Source organism: Saccharothrix sp. NRRL B-16314, assembly GCF_000716595.1.
Taxonomy (GTDB): Bacteria; Actinomycetota; Actinomycetes; order Mycobacteriales; family Pseudonocardiaceae; genus Actinosynnema.
Window position 1 is genome coordinate 123351 of sequence record NZ_JNXC01000002.1, and the last position, 23843, is coordinate 147193.

General features: G+C 71.7%; 21 protein-coding genes and 2 pseudogenes. 11 read left to right on the forward strand and 12 right to left on the reverse strand.

Annotated features, from left to right (window positions below; all coding sequences use genetic code 11):
- The first annotated feature begins 72 nt into the window (after nucleotides 1-72).
- The 4 genes from OQ02_RS05490 (at nucleotide 73) to OQ02_RS05505 (ending at nucleotide 2688) form a co-directional block, all read left to right on the forward strand.
- The gene (locus OQ02_RS05490) at nucleotides 73-489 is read left to right on the forward strand and encodes a prevent-host-death protein (RefSeq protein WP_033437159.1); all 417 of its coding nucleotides are present in this window, start codon (nucleotides 73-75) and stop codon (nucleotides 487-489) included.
- Nucleotides 486-914 carry a hypothetical protein gene (locus OQ02_RS05495; protein WP_033437160.1) on the forward strand — a complete coding sequence of 143 codons (429 nt, stop codon included), beginning with the start codon at nucleotides 486-488 and terminating at the stop codon, nucleotides 912-914. Before OQ02_RS05490 ends, OQ02_RS05495 begins: the two co-directional genes overlap by 4 nt.
- Nucleotides 915-978: 64 nt before the next feature.
- A complete protein-coding gene (locus tag OQ02_RS05500; protein WP_033437161.1) occupies nucleotides 979-1842 on the forward strand; it encodes an ADP-ribosylglycohydrolase family protein in 864 nt (287 codons plus the stop codon).
- Between the two features lie 63 nt (nucleotides 1843-1905).
- Nucleotides 1906-2688, forward strand: coding sequence for a ferritin-like domain-containing protein (locus tag OQ02_RS05505; protein WP_051771880.1), 783 nt, complete (start codon nucleotides 1906-1908; stop codon nucleotides 2686-2688).
- Here the strand turns inward: OQ02_RS05505 and OQ02_RS05510 are convergent.
- From OQ02_RS05510 to OQ02_RS05525, 4 genes are all read right to left on the reverse strand, one after another.
- Nucleotides 2640-3389: a succinate dehydrogenase/fumarate reductase iron-sulfur subunit gene (locus tag OQ02_RS05510; protein WP_033437162.1), complete on the reverse strand. Its 750-nt coding sequence runs from the start codon at nucleotides 3387-3389 to the stop codon at nucleotides 2640-2642. The genes OQ02_RS05505 and OQ02_RS05510 overlap by 49 nt on opposite strands.
- A gap of 1 nt (nucleotide 3390) precedes the next feature.
- Nucleotides 3391-5268, reverse strand: a complete 1878-nt coding sequence (locus OQ02_RS05515; RefSeq protein ID WP_033437163.1) for a fumarate reductase/succinate dehydrogenase flavoprotein subunit — start codon at nucleotides 5266-5268, stop codon at nucleotides 3391-3393.
- Nucleotides 5269-5277: 9 nt separating this feature from the next.
- Entirely contained in the window at nucleotides 5278-6039 is a 762-nt protein-coding gene (locus tag OQ02_RS05520) for a hypothetical protein (RefSeq protein ID WP_033437164.1), read from the reverse strand.
- 133 nt (nucleotides 6040-6172) lie between these two features.
- Nucleotides 6173-6469: a hypothetical protein gene (locus OQ02_RS05525; protein ID WP_033437165.1), complete on the reverse strand. Its 297-nt coding sequence runs from the start codon at nucleotides 6467-6469 to the stop codon at nucleotides 6173-6175.
- A 226-nt stretch (nucleotides 6470-6695) separates the two neighbouring features.
- On the opposite strand from OQ02_RS05525, the gene edd reads away from it, so the two are divergent.
- The 3 genes from edd (at nucleotide 6696) to OQ02_RS05540 (ending at nucleotide 10016) form a co-directional block, all read left to right on the forward strand.
- Nucleotides 6696-8561 carry a phosphogluconate dehydratase gene (gene edd, locus OQ02_RS05530; protein WP_033437417.1) on the forward strand — a complete coding sequence of 622 codons (1866 nt, stop codon included), beginning with the start codon at nucleotides 6696-6698 and terminating at the stop codon, nucleotides 8559-8561.
- On the forward strand, nucleotides 8558-9196 hold the full coding sequence (gene eda / locus OQ02_RS05535) for a bifunctional 4-hydroxy-2-oxoglutarate aldolase/2-dehydro-3-deoxy-phosphogluconate aldolase (protein WP_231499886.1): 639 nt from the start codon (nucleotides 8558-8560) through the stop codon (nucleotides 9194-9196). Before edd ends, eda begins: the two co-directional genes overlap by 4 nt.
- A gap of 127 nt (nucleotides 9197-9323) precedes the next feature.
- Nucleotides 9324-10016 carry a YqeB family protein gene (locus OQ02_RS05540; protein ID WP_033437166.1) on the forward strand — a complete coding sequence of 231 codons (693 nt, stop codon included), beginning with the start codon at nucleotides 9324-9326 and terminating at the stop codon, nucleotides 10014-10016.
- A 240-nt stretch (nucleotides 10017-10256) separates the two neighbouring features.
- On the opposite strand, the gene OQ02_RS05545 is transcribed toward OQ02_RS05540, so the two are convergent.
- The 6 genes from OQ02_RS05545 to OQ02_RS05570 all read right to left on the reverse strand — a co-directional run bounded on the left by OQ02_RS05545 (nucleotide 10257) and on the right by OQ02_RS05570 (nucleotide 14523).
- Nucleotides 10257-10841 carry a regulatory protein RecX gene (locus tag OQ02_RS05545; RefSeq protein WP_033437167.1) on the reverse strand — a complete coding sequence of 195 codons (585 nt, stop codon included), beginning with the start codon at nucleotides 10839-10841 and terminating at the stop codon, nucleotides 10257-10259.
- Nucleotides 10842-10847: 6 nt separating this feature from the next.
- Nucleotides 10848-11894 (reverse strand): recombinase RecA, encoded by a 1047-nt coding sequence (recA, locus tag OQ02_RS05550; protein WP_033437168.1) that lies wholly within the window; start codon nucleotides 11892-11894, stop codon nucleotides 10848-10850.
- Nucleotides 11895-12065: 171 nt separating this feature from the next.
- Complete coding sequence (locus OQ02_RS05555) at nucleotides 12066-12260, reverse strand: DUF3046 domain-containing protein (RefSeq protein ID WP_033437169.1); 195 nt, start codon at nucleotides 12258-12260, stop codon at nucleotides 12066-12068.
- Nucleotides 12261-12324: 64 nt separating this feature from the next.
- Nucleotides 12325-13077, reverse strand: a complete 753-nt coding sequence (locus OQ02_RS05560) for a glucose 1-dehydrogenase (RefSeq protein WP_033437170.1) — start codon at nucleotides 13075-13077, stop codon at nucleotides 12325-12327.
- 69 nt (nucleotides 13078-13146) lie between these two features.
- Nucleotides 13147-14001, reverse strand: a complete 855-nt coding sequence (locus OQ02_RS05565; RefSeq protein WP_033437171.1) for a helix-turn-helix transcriptional regulator — start codon at nucleotides 13999-14001, stop codon at nucleotides 13147-13149.
- A gap of 60 nt (nucleotides 14002-14061) precedes the next feature.
- On the reverse strand, nucleotides 14062-14523 hold the full coding sequence (locus OQ02_RS05570; protein ID WP_033437172.1) for a cupin domain-containing protein: 462 nt from the start codon (nucleotides 14521-14523) through the stop codon (nucleotides 14062-14064).
- Nucleotides 14524-14594: 71 nt separating this feature from the next.
- Between OQ02_RS05570 and OQ02_RS05575 the strand changes: the two genes are divergently transcribed.
- Nucleotides 14595-15434, forward strand: a complete 840-nt coding sequence (locus OQ02_RS05575; protein ID WP_033437173.1) for a LysR family transcriptional regulator — start codon at nucleotides 14595-14597, stop codon at nucleotides 15432-15434.
- Between the two features lie 9 nt (nucleotides 15435-15443).
- Nucleotides 15444-15569 (forward strand): hypothetical protein, encoded by a 126-nt coding sequence (locus OQ02_RS46620; RefSeq protein ID WP_269321595.1) that lies wholly within the window; start codon nucleotides 15444-15446, stop codon nucleotides 15567-15569.
- On the opposite strand, the gene OQ02_RS05580 is transcribed toward OQ02_RS46620, so the two are convergent.
- Nucleotides 15570-16805 carry an MFS transporter gene (locus OQ02_RS05580; RefSeq protein ID WP_231499887.1) on the reverse strand — a complete coding sequence of 412 codons (1236 nt, stop codon included), beginning with the start codon at nucleotides 16803-16805 and terminating at the stop codon, nucleotides 15570-15572. It abuts the gene before it with no gap.
- A 49-nt stretch (nucleotides 16806-16854) separates the two neighbouring features.
- On the reverse strand, nucleotides 16855-18813 hold the full coding sequence (locus tag OQ02_RS05585) for an Hsp70 family protein (RefSeq protein ID WP_033437419.1): 1959 nt from the start codon (nucleotides 18811-18813) through the stop codon (nucleotides 16855-16857).
- Between the two features lie 77 nt (nucleotides 18814-18890).
- On the opposite strand from OQ02_RS05585, the pseudogene OQ02_RS47110 reads away from it, so the two are divergent.
- Both OQ02_RS47110 and OQ02_RS05590 read left to right on the forward strand, forming a co-directional pair.
- Nucleotides 18891-19508 (forward strand): annotated as a pseudogene (locus OQ02_RS47110) (DEAD/DEAH box helicase); the annotation flags it as partial.
- 168 nt (nucleotides 19509-19676) lie between these two features.
- Nucleotides 19677-23786, forward strand: a pseudogene (locus tag OQ02_RS05590) (Lhr family helicase); the annotation flags it as partial.
- Nucleotides 23787-23843 lie beyond the last annotated feature (57 nt).

Here is a 23843-nt window from a genome sequence, read left to right on the forward strand (position 1 = left end):
CGTTTAAGTACGTCACGTACTTGACGTACTCAGACCGGACGGGCACCCTGGTGAGGACACCGGGAGGCTGGCATGTCCGCTGTCCACTACGAGAGCTACACCGAGGCTCGCGCGCACCTGAAGGACTTGCTGGATGCCGCCGAGCAGGGACGGGTCGCCACAGTCCGGCGTGACGCGACCACGACAGCCGTCGTGGACGTCAAGCGGTTGCGCGACTTCCTGGCGTCGATCGTTCCGTCACGCGCTCAGGTCGTTCCCGAGGCCGACGGCTGGTCGGTGTTCATCCCCGGGCTGCCGGTGTCCGCTGACGGTCCGTCGTTCGACGAGGCGATCACCGAGATGATCGACGCGCTGCGGGAGTACGCGGAAGACTGGCAGGACCACCTGCTCGACGTCCCGAACCACCGTGCCAACTGGGGATTAGTGCAGTTGATCAGTTTCAGCGACGACGAGCAGCTGCGCGACTGGCTCGTGGGTACCGCGCGGTGACTTCCTGGCCACAGCCGACGCGCAAGGATCACGAGACCTTCTGCGAGGTCGAGGAGTGGCGTCGGGTGCGCGACGCCCGCGGGCGGACCGGAACGCATCACGTGACCTACGAACTGGACCTGGTCGACGGCCGGACCCTGCGCACCCGCATCTCGCACCCGGTGGATCGCAGCAATTACGGCCAGAGCATCTGGAAGCACATCCTCCGTGATCAGCTGGACGTCGACGAGCCCGCGTTCTGGTCCTGCGCGCAGGACGGCGTCAAGCCCGATCGCGGGAAGCCCGAGCCACCGGCGGAGGCCCTCCCCGCCGACCTCGTGCACATGTTGATCTCGCGTGTCGGCCTGCCCGAGTCCGAGGTGGCCGGGATGGGCAAGGACGAGGCGGTCGCCAGGCTGCAGAGCTACTGGACCGAGGGCAGCTGATCGAGTGCGGAAGTCGCTCACGCGCACGAAGAAGGTCGAGCGGTTGGCTTAGGGTTGGCGGCACATGTCTGCCACTTCCGCACACCGATCACTGGACGGGCTTTCCGTCGGCGACGCCTTGGGCGCGCAGTTCTTCGTCCCCGGCCGCTCCCGCTCCGACCTCGCCGCCGGTAGGCCGCCCGCCGGGCCGTGGCCCTGGACGGACGACACCGAGATGGCCTGTCTGCTGCTGGCCGAACTGCACGAGCACGGCCGGGTCGACCAGGACCGGTTGGCTGCCTCGTTCGCCGAGCACTGCGAGCCCTACCGGGGGTACGGGCCCGGGGCGGTGGTGGTGTTGCACCGGATCCGGGACGGGGTGCCTTGGCGGGAGGCCGCGACGACGGCCTACCGGGGTGAGGGGTCCTGTGGCAACGGGGCGGCGATGCGGGTGGCCCCGCTCGGCGCGTTCTTCGCCGACGACCTCGACGCCGTGGTGACGCAGGCCGTCCTGTCGGCCGAGGTGACGCACCTGCACCCCGAGGGCGTCGCGGGAGCGGTGGCCGTGGCGGTTGCGGCGGCGGTGCCGGGGCCCGATCTGCTGGACGCGGTGTTGGACCACCTGGGTGACACCCAGGTGCGCCGCGGTGTGGTGGACGCCCGCCGGCTGCTCGGGCGTTCCACGGCCGAGGCCGCGTACGAGTTGGGCAACGGCTCCCACTCGACCGCCCAGGACACCGTCCCGTTCGCCCTCTGGGCTGCCGCCACGCACGCCGACGACTACCGGGCCGCCATCGTGGCCTGCGTCGAAGCGGGCGGTGACATGGACACGACCGCCGCGATGGTCGGCGGCATCGTCGCCTGCCGCGCGGACGTTCCGGCCGACTGGCAGGCCCTCCGCGAACCACTGCCGCCGGACCTGCGGACCGGTTCGCCCCTGACGTTCTAGACCACCACCGGTCTGCACGAGACCTCCACCGGATCTCCACGCGAAACCGGCGCGGGGCCGTCCATGCTGGAACGGGGACAGCGCGGACGGGAAGGTCTGATCGTGGGCGGCTTCAGCTGGTGGGTGCGGGAGTTCGAGGCGGAGGCGCGGCGGCGGTCGGAGGTCGGTGATCCGGATTTCACGCAGTCCGCACGACTCCACCCCGCGGTCGTCAAGAGCGTGCAGCGGTTCCAGGTCGGGGAGGCCGGTGACGGCGCGAACCTGATCGCGAAGGCCGCGGCTGCGGGCGACGGCGACTACAAGAAGGTCGTGCGGCTGTTCGTCGGAGAGGAGCAGAACCACGCTCGGCTGCTCGAACTGCTGTTGACCTCGGCCGGCGCCCCGACGATCGCGAGCCACTGGTCCGACGTGGTGTTCGTCAAGCTCCGGCGGGCGCTGGGGCTCCGCCTGGAGCTGATGGTCCTGCTGATCGCCGAGGTCGTCGCCCTCCGCTACTACCGGGCGCTCCGCGACGGCACCCGCGATCCGCTCACCACCGAGGTGGCGGGCCGAATCCTCGCGGACGAGCAGCGGCACGTCCCGTTCCACTGCGACCGGCTGCGGGACGCTTTCGCCGGGTGGCCCCGTCCGGCGAAAGCGGCCACGACGGCGATCTGGTGGCTGCTGCTCTGCGGCGCCGTGGTCACGGTCGCGTGGGACCACGGTCCCGCGTTGCGCCACCTCGGGGTGACGCGACGCGGTTTCGCCGTGGACGTCGCCGGCCTGTTCCGGACCGCCCTGACCGGGGTACGAGCAGGTCAGGACCGCCGGAACAGCTTGTTGCCCAGCCACACGAGCGGGTCGTAGCGCTGGTCGGCCACCCGTTCCTTCATCGGGATCAGCGCGTTGTCGGTGATCTTGATGTGCTCCGGGCACACGTCCGTGCAGCACTTGGTGATGTTGCACAGCCCCAACCCGTGGGACGACTGCACCTCGCCGACCCGGTCCGCCTCGTCCAGCGGGTGCATCTCCAGCTCCGCGACCCGCATCAGGAACCGCGGTCCGGCGAACGACTCTTTGTTCTCCTCGTGGTCGCGGATGACGTGGCAGGTGTTGTTGCACAGGAAGCACTCGATGCACTTGCGGAACTCCTGCGAGCGCTCCACGTCGACCTGCTGCATCCGGTACTCCCCCGGACCGACACCGGCCGGCGGCCTGAACGACGGGATCTCGCGCGCCTTCCGGTAGTTGTACGACACGTCCGTCACCAGGTCGCGGATCACCGGGAACGTGCGCATCGGCGTCACGGTCACCGTCTCGTCCTCCGCGAACACCGACATCCGCGTCATGCACAGCAGTCGCGGCTTGCCGTTGATCTCCGCCGAGCACGACCCGCACTTGCCCGCCTTGCAGTTCCACCGCACGGCGAGGTCCGGCGTCTGGGTCGCCTGCAACCGGTGGATCACGTCGAGCACGACTTCGCCCTCGTTCACCTCGACGGTGAAGTCCTCGAGCCCGCCGCCCTGGTCCGAGCCGCGCCACACCCGGAAGTGCCCCTGGTACCCCATGTCACCCCTCCAGCTCGTCCGCGGCCAGGTACTTCTGCAACTCGCTGTGCTCGAACAACGCCAGCAGGTCCGGCCGGATCGGGATCTGCGGTTCCTCCACGACGTCGACGGCCGAGTCGGAGAGCGTGCACACCAACAACTTCCGCCGCCAGTCCGGGTCCATGCCCGGGAAGTCGTCGCGTGTGTGGCCGCCGCGGCTCTCGGTGCGCAGCAGCGCGGCCCGCGCCACGCATTCGCTGACCACGAGCATGTTCCGCAGGTCCAGCGCGAGGTGCCAGCCCGGGTTGAACTGCCGGTGCCCTTCGACCACCAACGTCGCGGCCCGCCGCTTCAGCTCGTCCAGCCGCTTGATCGCCTGGTCCATCTCGTCCGCCTTGCGGATGATGCCGACCAGGTCGTTCATCACCTGCTGCAGCTCCATGTGCAGCGTGTACGGGTTCTCGCCGCCTCCCGAGGAACCGGAGAACGGCGCCACGGCCACCCGTTCCGCCTCGGCCACGGCGTCGTCCGAGCACACCGGCCGGGCCGAAAGCCCTGCCACGTAGGAAGAAGCGCCCGCACCCGCCCGGCGCCCGAACACGAGCAGGTCGGACAACGAGTTGCCGCCCAGCCGGTTCGAGCCGTGCATCCCGCCGGACACCTCACCGGCCGCGAACAGCCCCGGCACCGACGACGAGCCCGTGTCCGGCTCGACCTGCACGCCGCCCATCACGTAGTGGCACGTCGGCCCGACTTCCATCGGCTGCGCGGTGATGTCGACGTCCGCCAGCTCCTTGAACTGGTGGTGCATCGACGGCAGCCGCCGCATGATCTCCTCGGCGGGCAGGCGCGTCGACACGTCCAGGAACACGCCGCCGTGCTCCGACCCGCGCCCCGCCTTCACCTCGGAGTTGATGGCTCGGGCGACCTCGTCGCGCGGCAGCAGCTCCGGTGGCCGCCGGTTCCCGCCCGGGTCGGCGTACCAGCGGTCCGCCTCGGCCTCGTTGTCGGCGTACTTGTCCTTGAACACCTCGGGGATGTAGTCGAACATGAACCGCTTGCCGTCGGAGTTGCGCAGCACGCCGCCGTCTCCGCGGACCGACTCGGTGACCAGGATCCCCTTCACCGACGGCGGCCAGACCATGCCGGTGGGGTGGAACTGGACGAACTCCATGTTGATCAGCGACGCGCCGGCCCGCAACGCCAGGGCGTGACCGTCGCCGGTGTACTCCCACGAGTTCGACGTCACCTTGAACGACTTGCCGATACCGCCGGTCGCGAGCACCACGGCGGGCGCCTCGAACAGCACGAACCGGCCGGACTCGCGCCAGTAGCCGAACGCGCCGGCCACCCGGCCGTCGTCCAGGACGAGGTCGGTGACGGTGAACTCCTGGAACACCTTCAGCCGCGACTCGTAGTCACCCGTCTCGGCGAAGTCGTCCTGCTGGAGCGACACGACCTTCTGCTGGAGGCTGCGGATCAGCTCGAGGCCGGTGCGGTCGCCCACGTGGGCCAACCGCGGGTACTCGTGGCCACCGAAGTTGCGCTGGCTGATCCGGCCGTCCCCGGTGCGGTCGAACAGCGCGCCGTACGTCTCCAGCTCCCACACCCGGTCAGGGGCCTCCTTGGCGTGCAGCTCGGCCATCCGCCAGTTGTTGAGGAACTTCCCGCCGCGCATGGTGTCCCGGAAGTGCACCTGCCAGTTGTCGTTCGAGTTCACGTTGCCCATGGCCGCGGCGATGCCGCCCTCGGCCATCACCGTGTGCGCCTTGCCGAACAACGACTTGCAGAGGACCGCCGTGCGCATCCCGTGTTCCCTGGCCTCGATCGCGGCACGCAGACCAGCACCGCCGGCACCGATCACGAGCACGTCGAACGAATGCCGCTCCACCTCGGGCAAGACAACTCCCTAGTTGACGAATCGGAGGTCGGAGATCGTCCCGGAGGCGACCAGCGCGACGTAGAGGTCGGTGAGGCAGACGAAGATCAGCGAGGCCCACGCCAGCTGCATGTGCTTGGCGTTGAGCTTGGAGATCCGCGTCCACGCCCAGTACCGGACCGGGTGCTTGGAGAAGTGCTTCAACCGCCCGCCCGCGATGTGCCGGCACGAGTGGCACGACAGCGTGTACGCGCCGAGCAGCCCGACGTTCACCAGCAGCACGACGTTGCCCAGGCCGATGCCCGTGCTGAACGCGAAGGCCGTGTCGTAGATGTTGATCAGCAGCAGGAACGACGCCGCGTAGAAGAAGTAGCGGTGCAGGTTCTGCGCGATCAGCGGGAAGCGGGTCTCACCGGTGTACTTGGCGTGCGGCTCGGCCACCGCGCACGCGGGCGGGGACAGCCACGCCGCCCGGTAGTACGCCTTGCGGTAGTAGTAGCAGGTCACCCGGAAGCCGAGCAGGAACGGGATGATGATCACCGGTGGGGTGAGGAACCCGGGCAGCTCGGGCAGGATCCGGCCGAAGTGCGCCGCGTTCGGCAGGCACTCCTCGGTCAGGCAGGGCGAGTACATCGGCGTCAGGTAGCGGTACTCGTCCACCCAGTAGTGGTCGCCCATGAAGGTCCGCACGGCCGCGTAGATCGAAATCAGGAGCAGGCCCACGAACGTCGTCAGCGGGGGTAGCCACCACCGGTCCGTCCGCAACGTGCGCTGGGCGATCTGCGCCCTCATACCTCACCTCGTTCCACTTCGCTGTGGCGTGGGGAATGCTGTGGTGCGAGACACATTGTGGCGTGTGACACAGTGCCGGGCCGGAAAAGGGAGCGGCCCCCGCGTGGTCACGCGGGGGCCGGCCGGGATTCGTTCAGGTGCGTTGACTGCGGTAGCCGCCGAGTCCTTCGTCGTCCGCGTCGCTCCACAGCTTCGGGTCGTAGGGCGTGTCGGGCACGACGACCACCTCCCGTTCCACCCGGGGTGCTTCCCGTTGTCGGGGCGCGCTCTCCAGGTCGAGCAGCTCGGTCGCGTCGATGTCCAGGCGTTCGACGTCGTTGGCCAGCCTCTGCACCGCGGCCACGTCGCCGTACCGCGCGCGCAGGCCACCGACGCAGTGGCGCAACTGGCCTAGCGCCCGGCGCAGCTCCACGATCTCGGAGGACGTCATGGTCAGCACCTCCCTCGGGTCCGGTCCGTGTGCCGACTCTGCCAAGTGGAGAGCGCTGTGACAAGAACCACAGCCGCCTCGGTCGTGTCTCATGATCTGAATCGTTTTTGTGACGATCATGTCTCGTGACATAGTGTGCGAGCTGTCACGTCCGTCCGTGCGACGCCAGCGCTGTCGTCCACCGGGCCCACCACGGCCCGTGATCACCACCGGAGACAGCGAACCCATGAGCGTGCATCCCGTCGTCACCGAAGTGACGGCTCGAATCGCCGCCCGCAGCGCCGCCGGCCGGTCCGCCTACCTCGAACGCATCGCCCAGGCCCAGCAGGAGGGCCCGGCCCGTCGCGACATGGCGTGCAGCAACCTCGCGCACGGCTTCGCCGGGATCACGGGCGGTGACAAAGACCTCCTCCGCGCGCTGCGTCGCCCGAACGTGGCGATCGTGTCCGCGTACAACGACATGCTGTCCGCCCACCAGCCCATGCACGAGTACCCCGCGTGGATCAAGGACGCGGCACGCGCCGTCGGCGGCGTGGCCCAGTTCGCGGGCGGCGTGCCCGCGATGTGCGACGGCATCACGCAGGGCCGCGCGGGCATGGAGCTGTCGCTGTTCAGCCGCGAGGTCATCGCGATGGCCACCGCGATCGCGCTGTCGCACGAGATGTTCGACTCGGCGCTGCTGCTGGGCGTGTGCGACAAGATCACCCCCGGCCTGCTGATCGGCGCGCTGTCGTTCGGGCACCTGCCCGCGATCCTGGTGCCCGCCGGTCCGATGAACTCCGGCCTGCCGAACTCGGAGAAGGCCCGGGTGCGGCAGCTGTTCGCGGAGAACAAGGCGTCCCGCGAGGACCTGCTGGAGGCCGAGGCGCAGTCCTACCACAGCCCCGGGACCTGCACGTTCTACGGCACGGCCAACTCGAACCAGCTCGTCGTCGAGGTCATGGGCCTGCACCTGCCCGGCGCGAGCTTCGTGCCGCCGGGTACCAAGCTGCGCAAGGCGTTGACCGAAGAGGCCGCGCGGCGGGCGGTGGAGATCAGCCGGGGCGAGGAGTACACCCCGATCGGGCACGTGGTGGACGTGAAGTCGGTCGTCAACGGCGTGATCGCGCTGCTGGCCACCGGCGGCTCGACCAACCACACGATGCACCTGGTGGCCATCGCTTCGGCCGCGGGCATCGAGCTGAACTGGGACGACTTCGCCGAGCTGTCCTCGGTGGTGCCGCTGCTGGCCCGCGTCTACCCGAACGGCTCGGCGGACATCAACCACTTCCAGGCGGCGGGTGGCGTGTCCTACCTGGTCTCGACGCTGCTGGACGCCGGCCTGCTGCACCGCGACGTGCAGACCGTGGCCGGGCCCGGCCTGGACCGCTACCGGCAGGAGCCGGTGCTGGTCGAGGGCGTGCTGATGTGGCGTCCCGGACCGCCGCACTCGCTGGACACCGACGTGCTGCGGTCCGCGTCGGAGCCGTTCGCGGCCGACGGCGGTCTGCGCATGCTGTCCGGCAACCTCGGCCGGGCGGTGATCAAGGTGTCGGCGGTCAAGCCGGAGCACCGGATCGTCGAGGCGCCCGCGCGGGTGTTCACGTCGCAGGAGGCGTTCAGCACCGCGTTCAAGGCGGGCGAGCTGGAGCGGGACGTGGTGGTCGTGGTGCGGCAGCAGGGGCCGCAGGCGAACGGGATGCCGGAGCTGCACAAGCTCATCCCGGCGCTGGGCGTGCTGATGGACCGCGGGTACAAGGTCGCGCTGGTCACCGACGGCCGGATGTCCGGCGCGTCGGGCAAGGTCCCGGCGGCCATCCAGGTCACCCCGGAGGCGGCCGTCGGCGGACCGCTGGCGCGGGTGCGGGACGGTGACGTGCTGCGGATCGACGCGGAGACCGGCACGCTCGAGGTGTTCGTGGACCCTGCGGAGCTCGCCGACCGCGAGCTGGTGGACTTCCCGCCGGACGCGCAGGCGTGGACCGGCACCGGCCGGGAGCTGTTCGCCGCGTTGCGCCGGGCGATCGGGCCCGCCGACCGGGGCGCGAGCGTGTTCGGACCGATCGCGGCCTCGCACTTCGAGGGCCAGTTCAACCAGGAGGTTTCCCGGTGACCACCACCCCAGCCCACGCCACGGCGGCGGACCTGCTGGCGCTGTCGCCCGTCATCCCGGTCGTCGTCGTGGACGACGCCGAGCACGCCGTGCCGCTGGCGCAGGCGTTGCTGCGCGGTGGTGTGCGGGTGATCGAGCTGACCCTGCGCACGCCCGCCGCCCTGGCCGCGATCGAGCGGGTCGCGGCGGAGGTGCCGGGCATCGTGATCGGCGCGGGCACCGTGACCACGCCGGAGCACGCCGAGCAGGCGGCGAAGGCCGGAGCGGCGTTCCTCGTGACGCCGGGGTCGACGGACCGCGTGCTGGACGCGGCCGAGGACACCGGGCTACCGTTCCTGCCGGGTGTGGCGACCGTGTCCGAGGCGATGCGGCTGGTCGAGCGCGGGCTGACGTCGCTCAAGTTCTTCCCGGCCGAGGCCGCGGGCGGGGTGGACTACCTGAAGTCCATCGGCGGTCCGCTGCCCGGCCTGCGGTTCTGCCCGACCGGTGGCATCACGCCGGAGAGCGCGCCGCGCTACCTGGCGTTGCCGAACGTCGGGTGCGTCGGCGGGTCGTGGCTGGCGCCGAAGGACGCGCTGGCCTCGGGTGACTTCGCGCGGATCGAGGAACTGGCCCGCGCCGCCGCTGCCCTCTGACGTTCCGGCTGTCGGGCGCCTCCCTTCCCGGGGAGGCGCCCCGCTTCGTACTCTCGCCCCCTGATCCCTGCCCACGCGGACTGCGGCGATAGCGTTGGGGCGTTCACTTCGGGGGAGGTAGTGAGGGATGAGCGCGCGACGAACCACCGTGGTCGCCGAACCGCACGGCCAGGTGGCGCTGGTGTCGGTCGGGTTCCCGCTGGTGGGTGCGGGCGTGGTGTGGGGCTTGAAGTCCGTCGCCGGTTGGGTGGCCGACCTGTCCTGGGCGCCGATGCAGGGGCCGTTCCGGTTGGTGGCGTCCATTCCGGAGCCTTGGGCGACGATCGGGTCGGTGGCCTTGGGCGCTGTGCTCGGGCTGGTGGTGGCCGGCATCGCGGCGCACGAGCGGCTCGTGGTCGAGGTGTTCAACGAGGGCGTCGAGCTGTTGCGGGGCGGCAAGCACAAGAGCTTCGACCGGACGCTGGTGTCCGGGGCGTTCCTGGACGGCAAGAAGCTCGTGCTGCTCGGGGTGGACACCGGTGAGCTGGCCCGGGAGAGCCACGACCTGAAGCCGACGGACCTGGCGGACGCGTTCCAGTCGCACGGGTACCAGTGGTTGGAAGGCGGCGACCCGTACCGGGACGACTACCGGCGCTGGGTCGACGGGACGCCCGGGTTGCCGGCGGGAGCGAACGCGTTGTTGAAGGTGCGGGCCGAGGCGTTGCGCAAGAGCGACAGCACGGACGCGGCCGACCTGCGCGACGAGCTGAGCCGACTCGGCGTCGTGGTCCGCGAGGAGAAGAAGCGCCAGTACTGGCGCTTGGCCCGCCAACTCCCCTGATCCACCAACTCCCCTGACCCGCCAAGCGCCTGACCCGCCAACCCCTTGGCCCCGCAGGCCCAGCTCTCCACCCGGACACCCGAACCGTCCACTCCGGCACTGCACACCGTCCACTCCGGCACCGCGACCCCGCCAGTCGGGCACCGCCGACCGTCCACTCCGGCACGGCGAGTTGGCCGGGGGCGCGCGTGGCTAGCCGGTGCCGGGTCGGTACTGGAGGTCAGTACGGGTCAGCACGGGTCAGTACTGGGTCAGGTCGTCCAGGGTTGTGGTGTCCTCACCGGCGCGGCGCAGTTCTTCGCGCACCACCCGGTAGGCGAGGCCTTCCGGGTAGCCCTTGCGGGCCAGGGCGGAAACCAGGCGGCGGATCTTGGTGGTGTCGTCCAGGCCACCCATGGTGCGCAGCTTCTTGCGCACCAGGTCCCGCGCCCGGTCTTCCTCGGCCTGGTCGTCCACCGCTGCGACGGCCTCGGCGACCACCTCGTCCGCCACGCCCTTGCGGCGCAGCTCCATGGCCAGGGCCCGCCTACCCAACCCCTGGTAGGTGTGCCGCGAACGGACCCAGACCTCGGCGAAGGCGACGTCGTCGATCAGGCCCGCCCGGTCGAACTTGGCCAGCACCAGTTCGGCCGTCGGCTCCGTGATGCCCTTGCGCAGCAGCGCATCCTTCAACTCCACGCGCGTCCGGGCCCGTGCGGTGAGCAGCGCGTAGCAGATGTCCGTCGCCTTGCGCTGCTCCTTCGCCGGGTCGACCGGAACCGGCTCGGTGTCGTCGGCCGAAGGGTCGCGGGACAGCCCGCGACCACGGCCACCTCGTCCAGCCATGCCAGGTTAGAACTCGACCGGCGCCGCCGGGACGGTGTCGTCGGCGTCGAGGGTGGCGCCGATCCCCAGCTTGTCCTTGATCCGCTTCTCGATCTCGTTGGCCACGTCCGGGTTGTCGCGCAGGAACTTCCGCGCGTTCTCCTTGCCCTGGCCCAGCTGGTCGCCCTCGTAGGTGTACCAGGCGCCCGACTTGCGCAGGATGCCCTGGTCGACGCCCATGTCGATGAGCGAACCCTCACGGCTGATGCCCTGGCCGTAGAGGATGTCGAACTCGGCCTGCTTGAACGGCGGGGCCACCTTGTTCTTCACGACCTTGACCCTGGTGCGGTTGCCGACCGGCTCGCCGCCGTCCTTCAGGGTCTCGATGCGCCGCACGTCCAGCCGGACCGACGCGTAGAACTTCAACGCCTTGCCACCGGTCGTGGTCTCGGGCGAGCCGAACATCACGCCGATCTTCTCGCGCAGCTGGTTGATGAAGATCGCGGTGGTGTTGGAGTTGCTGAGCGCGCCGGTGATCTTCCGCAGCGCCTGGCTCATCAGGCGGGCCTGGAGACCCACGTGGTTGTCGCCCATCTCGCCCTCGATCTCGGCGCGCGGCACCAGGGCCGCCACCGAGTCGATGACCAGGATGTCGAGGGCGCCGGAACGGACCAGCATGTCCGCGATCTCCAGCGCCTGCTCACCGGTGTCGGGCTGGGAGACCAGCAGCGCGTCGGTGTCGACGCCCAGCTTCTTGGCGTAGTCCGGGTCGAGCGCGTGCTCGGCGTCGATGAACGCCGCGATGCCGCCGTTGCGCTGGGCGTTGGCCACGGCGTGCAGCGCCACCGTCGTCTTACCGGAGGACTCCGGGCCGTAGATCTCCACCACGCGGCCACGCGGCAGGCCGCCGATGCCCAGCGCCACGTCGAGCGCGATCGCACCGGTGGGGATCACCTGGAGCGGGGCGCGGACTTCGTCGCCGAGCCGCATGACCGAGCCCTTGCCGTACTGTTTGTCGATCTGGGCCAGGGCCAGTTCGAGGGCCTTGTCCCGGTCGGGTGCCTGGGGTGCCATCTGGAGTCCACCTCGGAGTGTCTTGGGGTCGCTGTGCGATGTCGGGGCCGACGTTACGGGTGGGGTCCGACATTTTTCGGCGGGGACCAGGTCACCTGCGGGGTGTCGTCACCCGGTCGTGTCGGGGAGTGTAGCCGAACAGGTGTTCGACCGCCTGGCCGACACGCCGGGTCACCGCCGCTGTTCCGGCACGTCGAAGGCGTCGCAGACGGCCAGCCAGATCTCCTTGACCGGCAGCCCCGCTTCCAGCGCCTGGTCGGGCGTCCGGCCACCGAGGGCGGACAGCACGTGGTCGCCGGCTACCATCTCCGCTCTGACCTGGCCGAACTCGTCGGCCATCCGCCGGCGGAACATCGTGATGCGCATCGACGTCAGGCTATCGCGCCGCCTTCCGGGCCGGACGGTCGACGTGGTCGTCCACAGTGGATCTTCACCGCGCGGCGGCGACCAGGCCGCCGTCGATGACGAGGTCCTGCCCGTTGATGTAGGACGCTTCACCGGAGGCGAGGAACGCGACGGCGTCGGCGACGTCCTCGGCGGTGCCGACCCGACCGGCGGCCACCGCGGCGACGACGGCGGCCTGCGCCTCGACGGGGACGTTGTCGTGGAACATCGGGGTCTCGATGTAGCCGGGGCTGACCGAGTTGACCCGCACTCCCCTGGGTGCCAAGTCGGCCGCGAGAGTGCGCGCCAGGTTGTGCACGGCCGCCTTGGTCGCCGCGTAGAGGGACGCGCCGGCCAGGCCGCGGTGCAGCGTCCACGACGCGTTGATCACGATCGCGGCGTTGTCGGACAGCAGCGGGAGGGTCTTCTGGACGGTGAAGAACACGCCCTTGAAGTTGATGTCCACGACGCGGCCGAACTCGGCCTCGGTGACGTCGGCGTTCGGCCGGAACGAAGCGACGCCCGCGTTCGCGAAGACCACGTCCAACCGCCCGTGCCGGTCCCGGATCGCGGCCGTCAGCGCGTCGAGGTCGGTGAGGCTCGCCACGTCGCCGCGCACCGCGAGGACACCGCCGCCCAGCTCTTCGACCGCAGCGTCCAACCGGGCCTGGTCGCGCCCGGTGACGACCACCTGCGCGCCCTCGGCGAGCAACCTCCGCGCGGCGGCCAGCCCCATGCCGCTCGTGCCGCCGGTGATGAGCGCGATCTTGTCCTTGAACCGGGAAGTGCTGTGCGTCATGGGACCAGCGTGCCGACGGGCGTGGGGCGCAAACAGTGCGCGCTCAACCTGGGAGCGGCACCACCACCATCAGACCGAGGCGACCAGTCCGCGGTGCGACAGGCGTTCGAGCCGCTCCTCGGTCCCGGTGCCCGGCCGCGGGTTGCACAGCTCCAGGTACCGGTCCGAGCGGTCGGCCACCGCCAGGGTCGTCACGTCGAAGAGCAGGTCACCGGCCTCGGGGTGGTGGATCGCCTTCACCGCCTGCACCGGTGCGCCGACCTCGTGGCGCGCCCACAGCTCGGCGAACTCGGGGCTCACGGCGCTGAGCGCGTCGACCACCCGGTCGAACTCCGGGTCCGCGGGCGCGTGCGCCGCGTCGGCACGGAAGGCGGCGACGACGACCGGCGCGACCGACGCCCAGTGGACGTGCATGTCGCGGTACCGGGCGTTGGTGAAGAACGTGATCAGGCAGTTGTGGTCGGTGTCGTCGTAGCCGAACACCGTCCGGGTCGCGTCGTTGATCGCGAGCAGGTTCCAGTACCGGTCCCGGAGGATCGCGGGTCGCGGCGCCCACGCGTCGATCAGGCGGCGCAGCTCCGGGCTGACCGCGTCACCACGCGCGCCACCGACGCGCGGCGGGTTGAGGCCGGCCAGCAGGTACAGGTGGGCGCGTTCGAGCTCGGTCAGGCGCAGCGCCCGGCTGATCGCGTCGAGCACCTCGGCCGACGCGGTGATGTCGCGACCCTGCTCCAGCCAGGTGTACCAGGACACCCCGACACCGGCGAGCGCGGCGACCTCCTCGCGCCGCAGCCCCGGCGTCCGGCGCCGGCCCACCGCCACCACGCCGACGTCGGCGGGCGTGAGCCGGGCCCGGCAGGTCCGCAGGAAGTCGCGGAGTTGCTCGCGCCGACGCAGTCTCACCGCAGGGGATTCGCTGGTCATGTGCCACGGTAACAACGGGACCGGACCGCGCGTGGCAGCCGTCCGGCCGACGGATCGCGGTTACCGCGCCGCCTTCCAGGCCGGGCTGTCGACGTAGTGGTTGTCGAACCGGTCCTGCGAGTCGCGGATCTCCTGCGGGCTCGCCTCGCCGCGCTGCACGCGGTCGAGCAGCCGGTAGTAGTCGAACCGGCCCATGCCGGGCGTGAAGACGAACAGGACGTCCGCGTCGGCGCCCTTGAGCGCGCCGAAGGCGTGCGGCACGCGTGGCGGCACGACGAGGAAGTCGCCGCGCTCCAGGGTCACCACGTCCTCGTCCAGCAGCACCTGGAGCGTCCCGTCGAGCACGAAGAACAACTCCGAGGCTCGGGTGTGGAAGTGCGGCGGCGCGCCGTCCGAGCCGTCGCGGAAAGTGGACCGGTTGCCGGTCAGGCCGTCCAGGTCGGCGAGGAGGGTGATGACGGCGGCCGGGTCGGCGTCGAGCTTTTCGGCCTGGGCGGAACGGACGAGGAGCGTGTTTTCCATGTGCTCGAGACTCGTCGCCCGGAGGACCCCGAACAACGACGGTAACCGGATGGAACGATAACCTGAAGGTTATGGAACGACGTGACCTGGAGGTTTTCCTGGCGCTGGCGGAGGAGCTGCACTTCAGCCGCACCGCCGAGCGCCTGCACGTCTCCCAGGCGCGGGTCAGCCAGTCCGTCAAGCAGCTGGAACGCCGCATCGGCGCGCCCCTGTTCGAACGCACCAGCCGTCGCGTCGCCCTGACCCCCATCGGCCGCAGACTGCGGGACGACCTCGCACCTGCCTACCAGCAGATCGTGGACGGCATAGCGCGCGCTGTGGAGGCCGCGCGCGGGACGGACCTGCTGCGGGTCGGGTTCGAGGCGCCGGCCGTCGCCGACCTCGTCGCGGACGTCCTCGACACCTTCCGCGCCCGCCACCCCGGCAGCGAGGTGCGCGTGCGCGAGGCCTCGTTCACCGACCCGTTCGCGCTGCTCAGGGCAGGTGAGGTCGATGTGCTGGTGACCATGTTCCCGGTGCGCGAGCCCGATCTGACGTCCGGTCCGGTGGTCTTCGAGGAGCCCTTGGTGCTCGCCGTGCCCGACACGCACCCGTTCACGCGGCAGAAGTCCGTGACCCTGGAGGACCTGGGCCGCGACACGGTCTTCCGCGCCTCCTACTGGCGTGACACGACTCCCGATGGCGTCCCGGTGAAGCGCGGACGGGACCTCACGACGTTCCAGGAGCTGCTCGCCGCCATCGCCGACGGCGAGGGCGTCTGCCCGCTGGGCGCGCACGCGGTCGGCTACTTCACCCGCCCGAAGATCGCGTTCCTGCCGCTGGTGGGCGCTCCGCACGTGGAGTGGGGACTGGTCTGGCGCAGTGCCGGCGAAACGGCCAGGGTCCGCGAATTCGCCGCGGCGGCGCGCTAACCTCGACGTGTGCTGTTGCTGCAGGAAGACCCCACGGGGATGTCTTCGCCGATCGCCACGATCGCGGTGATCGCCGCGCTGGTGGCGGCGATCGTCGTGGGCGTGCGGGCGCTCTGGTACAACCGGAAGCGCTGATCACCGCACCCGCTGGAGCGACGCGAACAGGCACGCCACCAGCAGCGGCAGCGCGGTGAACCCGACGAGCAGCCCCAACGCGGCGTAGGACCACGCGGTCACCACCACGCCCGCCGTGATGCCGCCGAGCGCGCCGCCGACGTTCATGCACAGGTCGGACAGGCCCTGCGCGGCCGGCCGGTCCAGCACCTCCACCGACTCGGTGAGCAGCGCCGATCCCGCCACCAGCCCCGCCGACCAGCCGAAGCCGAGCAGCGCCAGACCGGCGGCGAGCTGCGGCGCGTCGTGCGAGGGCGCCATGCCCGCGATGCCGGCCGAGGCGACCACGAGCGCGGCGCCGATCGTCAGCACCGGCACCCGGCCCAGCCGGTCGGCCATCCACCCGAACAGCGGGCTGGCCGCGTACATCGAGGCGACGTGCAGGCTGATCACCACGCCGACGACGCGCAGCGACGAGCCGCCGTGGTCCATGTGCACCGGGGTCATCGACATCAGGCCCACCATCGCGGTGTGGCAGAGGGTCACGCCGCCCAGCGCGAGCCTCGCGGTCGGGGGCAGCGACCGCCACAGCGCCTTCGCGCCCTTGGTCTCGCCCATCCCCCCGGCGCAGTGCGCGGGCGTCACGGCGGACCGCGCGATGGCCAACGGGTCGGGCCTGAGGAACCGCAGGACCACGACCGCGGCCAGGCAGAACAGCACGGCCGCCAGCAGGTACGGCCCGGCCCCCACCGGCAACCCCAGCCGCACGGCCACGTCACCCGCCGGTGCGGCCAGGTTCGGCCCGGCCACCGCGCCCAACGTGGCCGCCCACACCACCAGCGCCACCGAGCGCGCCCTGCGGTGGGGGTGGGCCAGGTCGGCGCCCGCGTACCGGCCGGCGAAGTTCGCGCTGGACGCCGCACCGAACAGGACCAGCGAGACCAGCAGCACGTGCCACGAGCCGAGCACCACCGCGCACGCCGCCACCGCCGCGCCGATCGCGCCCGCGCCGTAGCCGAAGACCAGCGCCGGACGGCGTCCGCGCCGGGCCGCCATCCGGGCCACCGGCACCGCGAACAGGGCCGCGCCGAGCACCGCGCTGGTCTGCGCCAGCCCGCCGACCACGTCGGCTTCGGCGAGCACGGCCGCGATGAGAGTGCTCACCGCCAGGCCGATGGTGACGCCCGCCGCGCCGAGCACCTGGGTCACCGCCAGCACCCGCAGGACCCTGCGCTGCACGACGTCGACCACGGTCACGATCTTGATCGTGCCAAAGGACCGGTGGCGCGGCCAGCCACCGTCCGGGTCAGGTGCCGGGTTGGACCGTCGCCTCGAAGAAGTCCGCGACCTGGTCCGCGGACAGCTCCTCGCCGCCGCTCTTCGTCACGATGCCCAGCAACGGGAGGTCGTCCGCGGTGAACACGAGCAGCCCGAGCCCGCCGTCGGCGGCTGCGCGGTACTTGCCCTTGAGCCCGTTGCCCGCCCACTGCGCCTCGACCATGTCGGCCTTGAGCGACTGCACGACGGCCTCGGCGCCGTGCTGCGCGCCGACGACCGTCTCGGTGAGGACGTACTGGACCGAGTAGTCGTCCTTCACCGAGCAGCTGACCACGGTGCCCTTGATGGCGTTGACGCCGCCGACACCCGGCGTGCCGCCCGCCTTGCACGTGCTGGTGTCCGGGATCGTGCCCGCGAGGCGGCGCAGGCACTCGGTGAAGCCCTTGTCGTCCTGCTGGGTGTCGTTCTTGCAGTCCTGCGCGGTGGGCACGCCCGGCCCGCTGAACGCGACGAGCCCGCCGACCACGGCCAGCGCGAGCACCACCACCGCCGCGCCGATCGAGATCAGCATGGTCCGGCTGGGCTTCTTCTTCTCCGCGGGCAACTGGCGCGTGACGGTCGGGAAGTTGAACTGCTGCGGCCCGGTCGGCGGGTTCACCTGGTAGGGCCCGCTGACCGCAGGGTTGACCTGGTACGCGCCGCTGGCGTTCGGGTTGACCTGGTACGGACCGCTGGCGTTCGGGTTCACCTGGTACGGACCGCTGACACCCGGGTTCACCTGGTACGCGCCGCTGGTCGCGGGGTTGGCCTGGTAGCCGCCGCCGGTCGCGGGGTTTGCCTGGTACCCGCCGCTGGTGTTCGGGTTCACCGGCTTGGTGACGACCGTGTCCGGCTCCTTGGGCCTGGTCGTCTCCTGGGAGCGCGGGGTGACGCCGTTCTTGGGGACGTGGTGCGCGCCCAGGGCCACCGAGGTCTCCGGCTGGTCCAGGCTCGTCGGCACGATCCGCACCTGCTCGGCGATCATCGTCGCGACCAGCGGGATGCGGCTGGCGCCGCCGACCAGGTAGATGCCCGCGAGCTGGTTGGGCGCCATGCCGGTGGAGCGGATCGTGGACTCCAGCAGCTCCACGCTGCGCATCATGCTCGGCCGGACCAGGGCTTCCAGGTCGGACCGGTTGACCAGCACGTCCTCGAACGGCTCCGGCATCGGCACCTCGGTGTGCGCGTGCCGCGACAACGACTCCTTGGCGGCACGCACGTCCTCCTGGAGCGCGCGGCGGGCCCGGCGGTCGGCGGTGGACTCCGGGCGCAGCAGCCGCTGCCAGGCCGCCGGGTCGCGGTGCGAAACCTGCCGCCCGACGTGTTCGAGGAGGGCCTGGTCGACGTCCAGGCCGCCCAGGTCCTGCAGGCCGTCCTCGGCGAGCACGGTGAAGCCGTTCTGGGTGGCGCCGACGATGGCCACGTCGAACGTGCCGGCACCGAGGTCGTACACCGCGAGCGCCTGGCCGACGGCGAGCGAGGCGTAGTGGGAGGCGGCGGCGACCGGCTCCGGGACCAGCACGACCTCGCCCTTGGCGCCCGAGAGGCGTGCCGCGGACAGCAGCACGTTGCGGCGGGTCAGGCCCCACTGGGCGGGGTGGGTGAGGCGGACCTCGTCCAGCGACTCGCCGCCCAGCTGGCGGTTGGTCTCGTCCAGGACGCGGCGCAGCACGGCGGCCAGCGCGTCGGTGACCGGGACGACGTTGTCGCCGAGGAGCAGCACGCCGTCGTCCACGCGACGCTTGGGGTTGGGTTCGAAGCGGGCCGGGTCGAGGCGGGCGCGGCGCTCCGCGTCACGGCCGACCACGAGGGTGCCGTCCTCTTCGCAGTAGACGGCCGACGGCATGGTGGCCGAACCGTCCACCTCCACGACCCGGGGCGGCCGGCCGTGCGCGGCGAGCACCGCGACGGTGTTGGAAGTGCCCAGGTCGACGGACAGGACGCGCACGGTCACCCCTTTGGTTTCGAACGGGGTGATCGTGCCACAAACCAAAATTGTCGGACCCCGGGTTCACTATGGACGGCATGGAAGTTCTGTCCGCGTTCTCCCCCGCGACCCGGCAGTGGTTCGCCGGGGCCTTCGCCGCGCCCACCGCGGCACAGGTGGGCGCGTGGGAGGCGGCGGCGGCCGGCGAACACGCGCTGGTCATCGCGCCGACGGGGTCCGGCAAGACGTTGGCCGCGTTCCTCTGGGCGCTGGACCGGCTGGCGTCCACGCCGAAGCCCGCCGAGCCGAAGCGGCGGTGCCGGTTGCTGTACGTCTCGCCGCTGAAGGCGCTGGCAGTGGACGTGGAGCGGAACCTGCGCGCGCCGTTGGCGGGCATCCGGCAGGCCGCGCACCGGCTGTCGCTGCCCGAACCGGACATCACGGTCGGCATGCGCACCGGCGACACACCGGCGGACGCGCGGCGGGCGTTCGCGCGGACGCCGCCGGACGTGCTGGTCACCACGCCTGAGTCGCTGTTCCTGGTGCTCACGTCGGCGGCGCGGGAGTCGTTGCGCGGTGTCGAGACGGTGATCGTGGACGAGGTGCACGCGGTGGCGGGCACGAAGCGCGGCGCGCACCTCGCACTGTCACTCGAACGGCTGGACTCGCTGTTGGAGCGGCCCGCCCAGCGGATCGGGCTGTCCGCGACGGTCCGGCCGGTCGAGGAGGTCGGCGCGTTCCTCGCGGGTGGTCGGTCGGTGCGGGTCGTGCAGCCGAAGACGGCGAAGACGATCGAGGTGCGGGTCGAGGTTCCCGTCGAGGACATGTCGGTGCTCGGCGAGCCGACCGGCGAGGTGTCCGGCTCGGCGGCGGGCGCGGAGCAGCGGGCGTCGATCTGGCCGTCGGTCGAGCAGCGGATCCTGGAGCTGGTCCGGCAGCACCGGTCCACGATCGTGTTCGTCAACTCCCGGCGGCTGGCCGAACGGCTCACCGCTCGGCTCAACGAGCTGGCCGAGGAGGCCGAGCAGGCGGCACCCGAGCCGGCAGACCTCGACCGGGCAGACCCAGACCGGACAGGACCCGACCAGGCAGGAGCCGACCAGGCAAGACCCGACCGAGCAGACCCAGACTGGGCAGGACCCGACCAGGCAGCACCAGACCAGGCAGCACCAGACCAGGCAGCACCAGACCAGGCAGCACCAGACCAGGCAGCACCAGACCGGGCAGCACCAGACCGGGCAGCACCAGACCGGGCAGCACCAGACCGGGCAGCACCAGACCGGGCGCGAGCCGACCGGGCAGGAGCCGACCGGGCAGGAGCCGACCGGGCAGGAGCCGAGCCGTTCCCCGCCGAGCCGTTCCCCGCCCAGGCGGTCGGCCAGTCCGGCGTGACGACCCAGCGCGGCGTGACGATCGCCCGCGCCCACCACGGCTCCATGGCGCGCGAGCAGCGGGTGGTGGTCGAGGAGGAGCTGAAGTCGGGGCGGCTGCCGTGCGTGGTGGCGACGTCGTCGCTGGAGCTGGGCATCGACATGGGTGCGGTCGACCTGGTGGTGCAGGTGGAGGCCCCGCCGACGGTGGCGTCCGGGTTGCAGCGCGTCGGCCGCGCGGGGCACCAGGTGGGCGCGGTGTCGCGCGGGGTGATGTTCCCGAAGTTCCGGGGCGACCTGGTGTCGTGCGCGGTGGTGGCGGAGCGGATGCGGGACGGCGCGATCGAGGCCGTGCGGTACCCGCGCAACCCGCTGGACGTGCTGGCGCAGCAGGTCGTGGCCATGGTGGCGATGGAGACGTGGACGGTCGAGGCGTTGGCCGGGCTGGTGCGGCGGGCCGCGCCGTTCGCCGCGCTGCCGGAATCGGCGTTGCAGGCGGTGCTCGACATGCTCGCGGGTCGGTACCCGAGCGAGGAGTTCGGCGAGCTGCGGCCCCGGATCACGTGGGACCGGATCACCGGTGAGCTGCGCGGCCGGCCGGGGGCGCAGCGGCTGGCGGTGACGTCGGGCGGCACGATCCCGGACCGGGGGCTGTTCGCGGTGATGACGCCGCCGTCGGAGCGCGGTCCCGGCTCGCGGGTGGGCGAGCTGGACGAGGAGATGGTCTACGAGTCGCGGGTGGGCGACACGTTCCTGCTGGGCACGTCGTCGTGGCGGGTCGAGGACATCACCCACGACCGGGTGATCGTGGTGCCCGCGCCCGGTCAGCCCGCGCGGATGCCGTTCTGGAAGGGCGACGCGCCCGGACGTCCGCTGGAGTTGGGGCGCGCGCTGGGGAAGTTCCTCCGCGAGGTGTCCACGATGGACGACGTGAAGGCGGCCGAGCGGACGGGGTCGGCCGGTTTGGACGCGTGGGCGACGTCGAACCTACTGGCGTACCTGGGCGAGCAGCGCGAGGCGACCAGGCACGTGCCGAACGACCGGATCGTGCTGGTGGAGCGGTTCCGGGACGAGCTGGGCGACTGGCGGCTGGTGGTGCACTCGCCGTTCGGCGCGCAGGTCAACGCGCCGTGGGCGTTGGCGATCGCGGCCCGGCTGCGGGAGCGGCGCGGTATCGAGGTGCAGGCGGCGCACTCCGACGACGGCATCGTGATCCGGCTACCCGACGCGGTCGACCCGGACGGCGCGCAGGTCGTGGCGGGGGCGGACGACGTGCTGCTCGACCCGGAGGAGGTCGAGCAGATCGTGGTGGCCGAGGTGGGCGGGTCGGCTCTGTTCGCGGCCCGGTTCCGGGAGTGCGCGGCGCGGTCGCTGCTGCTCCCCCGGCGTGATCCGCGCAAGCGGTCCCCGCTGTGGCAGCAGCGGCAGCGGGCGGCGCAGCTGCTGTCCGTCGCGGCGAAGTACGAGAGCTTCCCGGTGGTGCTGGAGGCGATGCGCGAGGTCTTGCAGGACGTGTACGACGTGCCCGGCCTGCGTGAGCTGATGACGGAGATCCGGGCCAGGCGGGTGCGGGTGGTCGAGGTGGAGACGCCGTCGCCGTCGCCGTTCGCCCGCAGCTTGTTGTTCGGGTACGTCGGGATGTTCCTGTACGAGGTGGACGCGCCGCTGGCCGAGCGGCGGGCGGCGGCGTTGTCGCTGGACTCGGCGCTGCTGGCGGAGCTGCTGGGTTCCGAGGCGATCCGTGAGCTGCTGGACCCGGAGGTGGTCGAGGAGGTCGAGCGCACCCTGCAACGCCTCGCGCCCGACCGGCACGCGCGGGACGCGGAGGGCGCGGCGGACCTGCTGCGGTTCCTCGGTGACCTGTCGGAGGCGGAGGCGCTGGAGCGGGGTGTGCGGCCGGAGTGGCTGGCGGACCTCGTGGTGCAGCGGCGGGCGATCCGGGTGCGCATCGCGGGTGAGGACCGCGTGATCACGATCGAGGACGCGGGCCGGGTGCGGGACGCGTTGGGCGTGGCGCTGCCGGTCGGCGTGCCGGAGGTGTTCACCGAACCCGTGGCCGACCCGTTGGGTGACCTGCTGTCCCGGTACGCGCGGACGCACGGGCCGTTCCTGGCGGCGGAGGCGGCGGAGCGGTTCGGGCTGGGCGTCGCCGTGGTGACCGGGGTGTTGGAGCGGATGGCGGCCACCGGGCGGCTGGTGCGCGGTGAGCTGAGACCTCTGTCGCTCGCGGGACACCCGAAATCCGGGGCGGGCACCCACACCGAGTACTGCGATGCCGAGGTGCTGCGGCGGTTGCGGCGCGCGTCGCTGGCCCGGCTGCGGGCCGAGGTCGAGCCGGTGGAGCCCGCCGCGCTCGGCCGGTTCCTGCCGGGCTGGCACGGGGTGGGCAGGCGGTTGCGGTCCGCGCCGACGGTGGACGACGTGTACTCGGTGGTCGAGCAGTTGGCGGGTGCGCCGCTGCCCGCGAGCGCGGTCGAGTCGCTGGTGCTGCCCGCGCGGCTGCCCGGCTACAGCCCGGCGCTGCTGGACGAGCTGACCGCGTCCGGCGAGGTGACGTGGACCGGGTGCGGGTCGCTGGCGGGTGGTGACGGCTGGATCGCGTTGGCGCCGACGGACGTGGCCGACCTGCTGCTGCCGGACCTGGTGCCCGAGGCGATGCCGGACTCGTCGTTGCACACGGCCGTGGTGGAGGCGTTGGGCGGCGGGGCGTTGTTCTTCCGGCAACTGGTCGACCGGGTGTCGTTGCAGGGTCCGACGACGGACGGTGAGGTCGTCGGCGCGCTGTGGGACCTGGTGTGGGCCGGTGTGGTCACCAACGACACGCTGGCGCCGTTGCGGGCGCTGGTCGCGGGTGGCGGCACGGCGCACAAGCCCCGGCGGGCCGCGCCACGCGGTCGGTACGCGCGGATGCGGGCGGGTCGGCCGGACATGCCGAGCCGCACCGGACCGCCGACGGTGGCGGGCCGGTGGTCGCTGGCTGTGGTGCCCGCTGCCGATGCGACGCGGCGGGCGCACGCGCGGGCCGAGGCGTTCCTGGAGCGGCACGGCGTGCTGACGCGCGGTGCGTTGGACACCGAGCGGGTGACGGGTGGGTTCAGCGCGGTGTACCGGGTGCTGCGGGCGATGGAGGAGTCCGGGCAGGTCGTGCGCGGGTACGTGGTCGAAGGGCTCGGCGCGGCGCAGTTCGCGGCGCGGGGTGCGGTGGACAGGCTGCGCGCGTCGTCCCGGCCGGTGGGGCAGGAGCACGCGGGTGCGCCGGACGCCGTGGTGCTGGCGGCGGCCGATCCGGCGCAGCCCTACGGTGCGGCGCTGCCGTGGCCGGAGTCGTCGGGTGAGGGCAAGCACCGGCCGGGCCGGAAGTCCGGTGCTCTGGTGGTGCTGGTGGACGGTGCGGCGACGCTCTACGTGGAACGTGGTGGGCGGTCGCTGCTGTCGTTCACCGAGGAGGAAGAACCTCTGCGCTCGGCCGCCCAGGTGTTGGGGCGGGCCGTGCGCGACGGGTGGTTGGGTCAGCTGGCGGTGCAGCGGGCGGACGGGGAGGTGGCATTGGGCTCACGCTTGGCCGGCATCCTCCAGGACGCGGGCTTCCGGGCAACCCCCAAGGGGTTGCGGCTGCGCGCATAGGGCTGAGGCCGGGCTTCGCCGACGACTCGGAACCCCGGACTTTGGCCCCGACCCTGA

Coding starts and splice junctions, on each gene's coding strand:
- OQ02_RS05560 (WP_033437170.1), bottom strand. CDS start 13,077: ATGACGCACAGCACTTCCCGGTTCAAGGACAAGATCGCGCTCATCACC.
- OQ02_RS05520 (WP_033437164.1), bottom strand. CDS start 6,039: ATGAGGGCGCAGATCGCCCAGCGCACGTTGCGGACGGACCGGTGGTGG.
- recA (WP_033437168.1), bottom strand. CDS start 11,894: ATGGCACCCCAGGCACCCGACCGGGACAAGGCCCTCGAACTGGCCCTG.
- OQ02_RS05540 (WP_033437166.1), top strand. CDS start 9,324: ATGAGCGCGCGACGAACCACCGTGGTCGCCGAACCGCACGGCCAGGTG.
- OQ02_RS05545 (WP_033437167.1), bottom strand. CDS start 10,841: ATGGCTGGACGAGGTGGCCGTGGTCGCGGGCTGTCCCGCGACCCTTCG.
- edd (WP_033437417.1), top strand. CDS start 6,696: ATGAGCGTGCATCCCGTCGTCACCGAAGTGACGGCTCGAATCGCCGCC.
- OQ02_RS05570 (WP_033437172.1), bottom strand. CDS start 14,523: ATGGAAAACACGCTCCTCGTCCGTTCCGCCCAGGCCGAAAAGCTCGAC.
- OQ02_RS05525 (WP_033437165.1), bottom strand. CDS start 6,469: ATGACGTCCTCCGAGATCGTGGAGCTGCGCCGGGCGCTAGGCCAGTTG.
- OQ02_RS05500 (WP_033437161.1), top strand. CDS start 979: ATGTCTGCCACTTCCGCACACCGATCACTGGACGGGCTTTCCGTCGGC.
- OQ02_RS05510 (WP_033437162.1), bottom strand. CDS start 3,389: ATGGGGTACCAGGGGCACTTCCGGGTGTGGCGCGGCTCGGACCAGGGC.
- OQ02_RS05565 (WP_033437171.1), bottom strand. CDS start 14,001: ATGACCAGCGAATCCCCTGCGGTGAGACTGCGTCGGCGCGAGCAACTC.
- OQ02_RS05575 (WP_033437173.1), top strand. CDS start 14,595: ATGGAACGACGTGACCTGGAGGTTTTCCTGGCGCTGGCGGAGGAGCTG.
- OQ02_RS05505 (WP_051771880.1), top strand. CDS start 1,906: ATGCTGGAACGGGGACAGCGCGGACGGGAAGGTCTGATCGTGGGCGGC.
- OQ02_RS05490 (WP_033437159.1), top strand. CDS start 73: ATGTCCGCTGTCCACTACGAGAGCTACACCGAGGCTCGCGCGCACCTG.
- OQ02_RS05555 (WP_033437169.1), bottom strand. CDS start 12,260: ATGCGCATCACGATGTTCCGCCGGCGGATGGCCGACGAGTTCGGCCAG.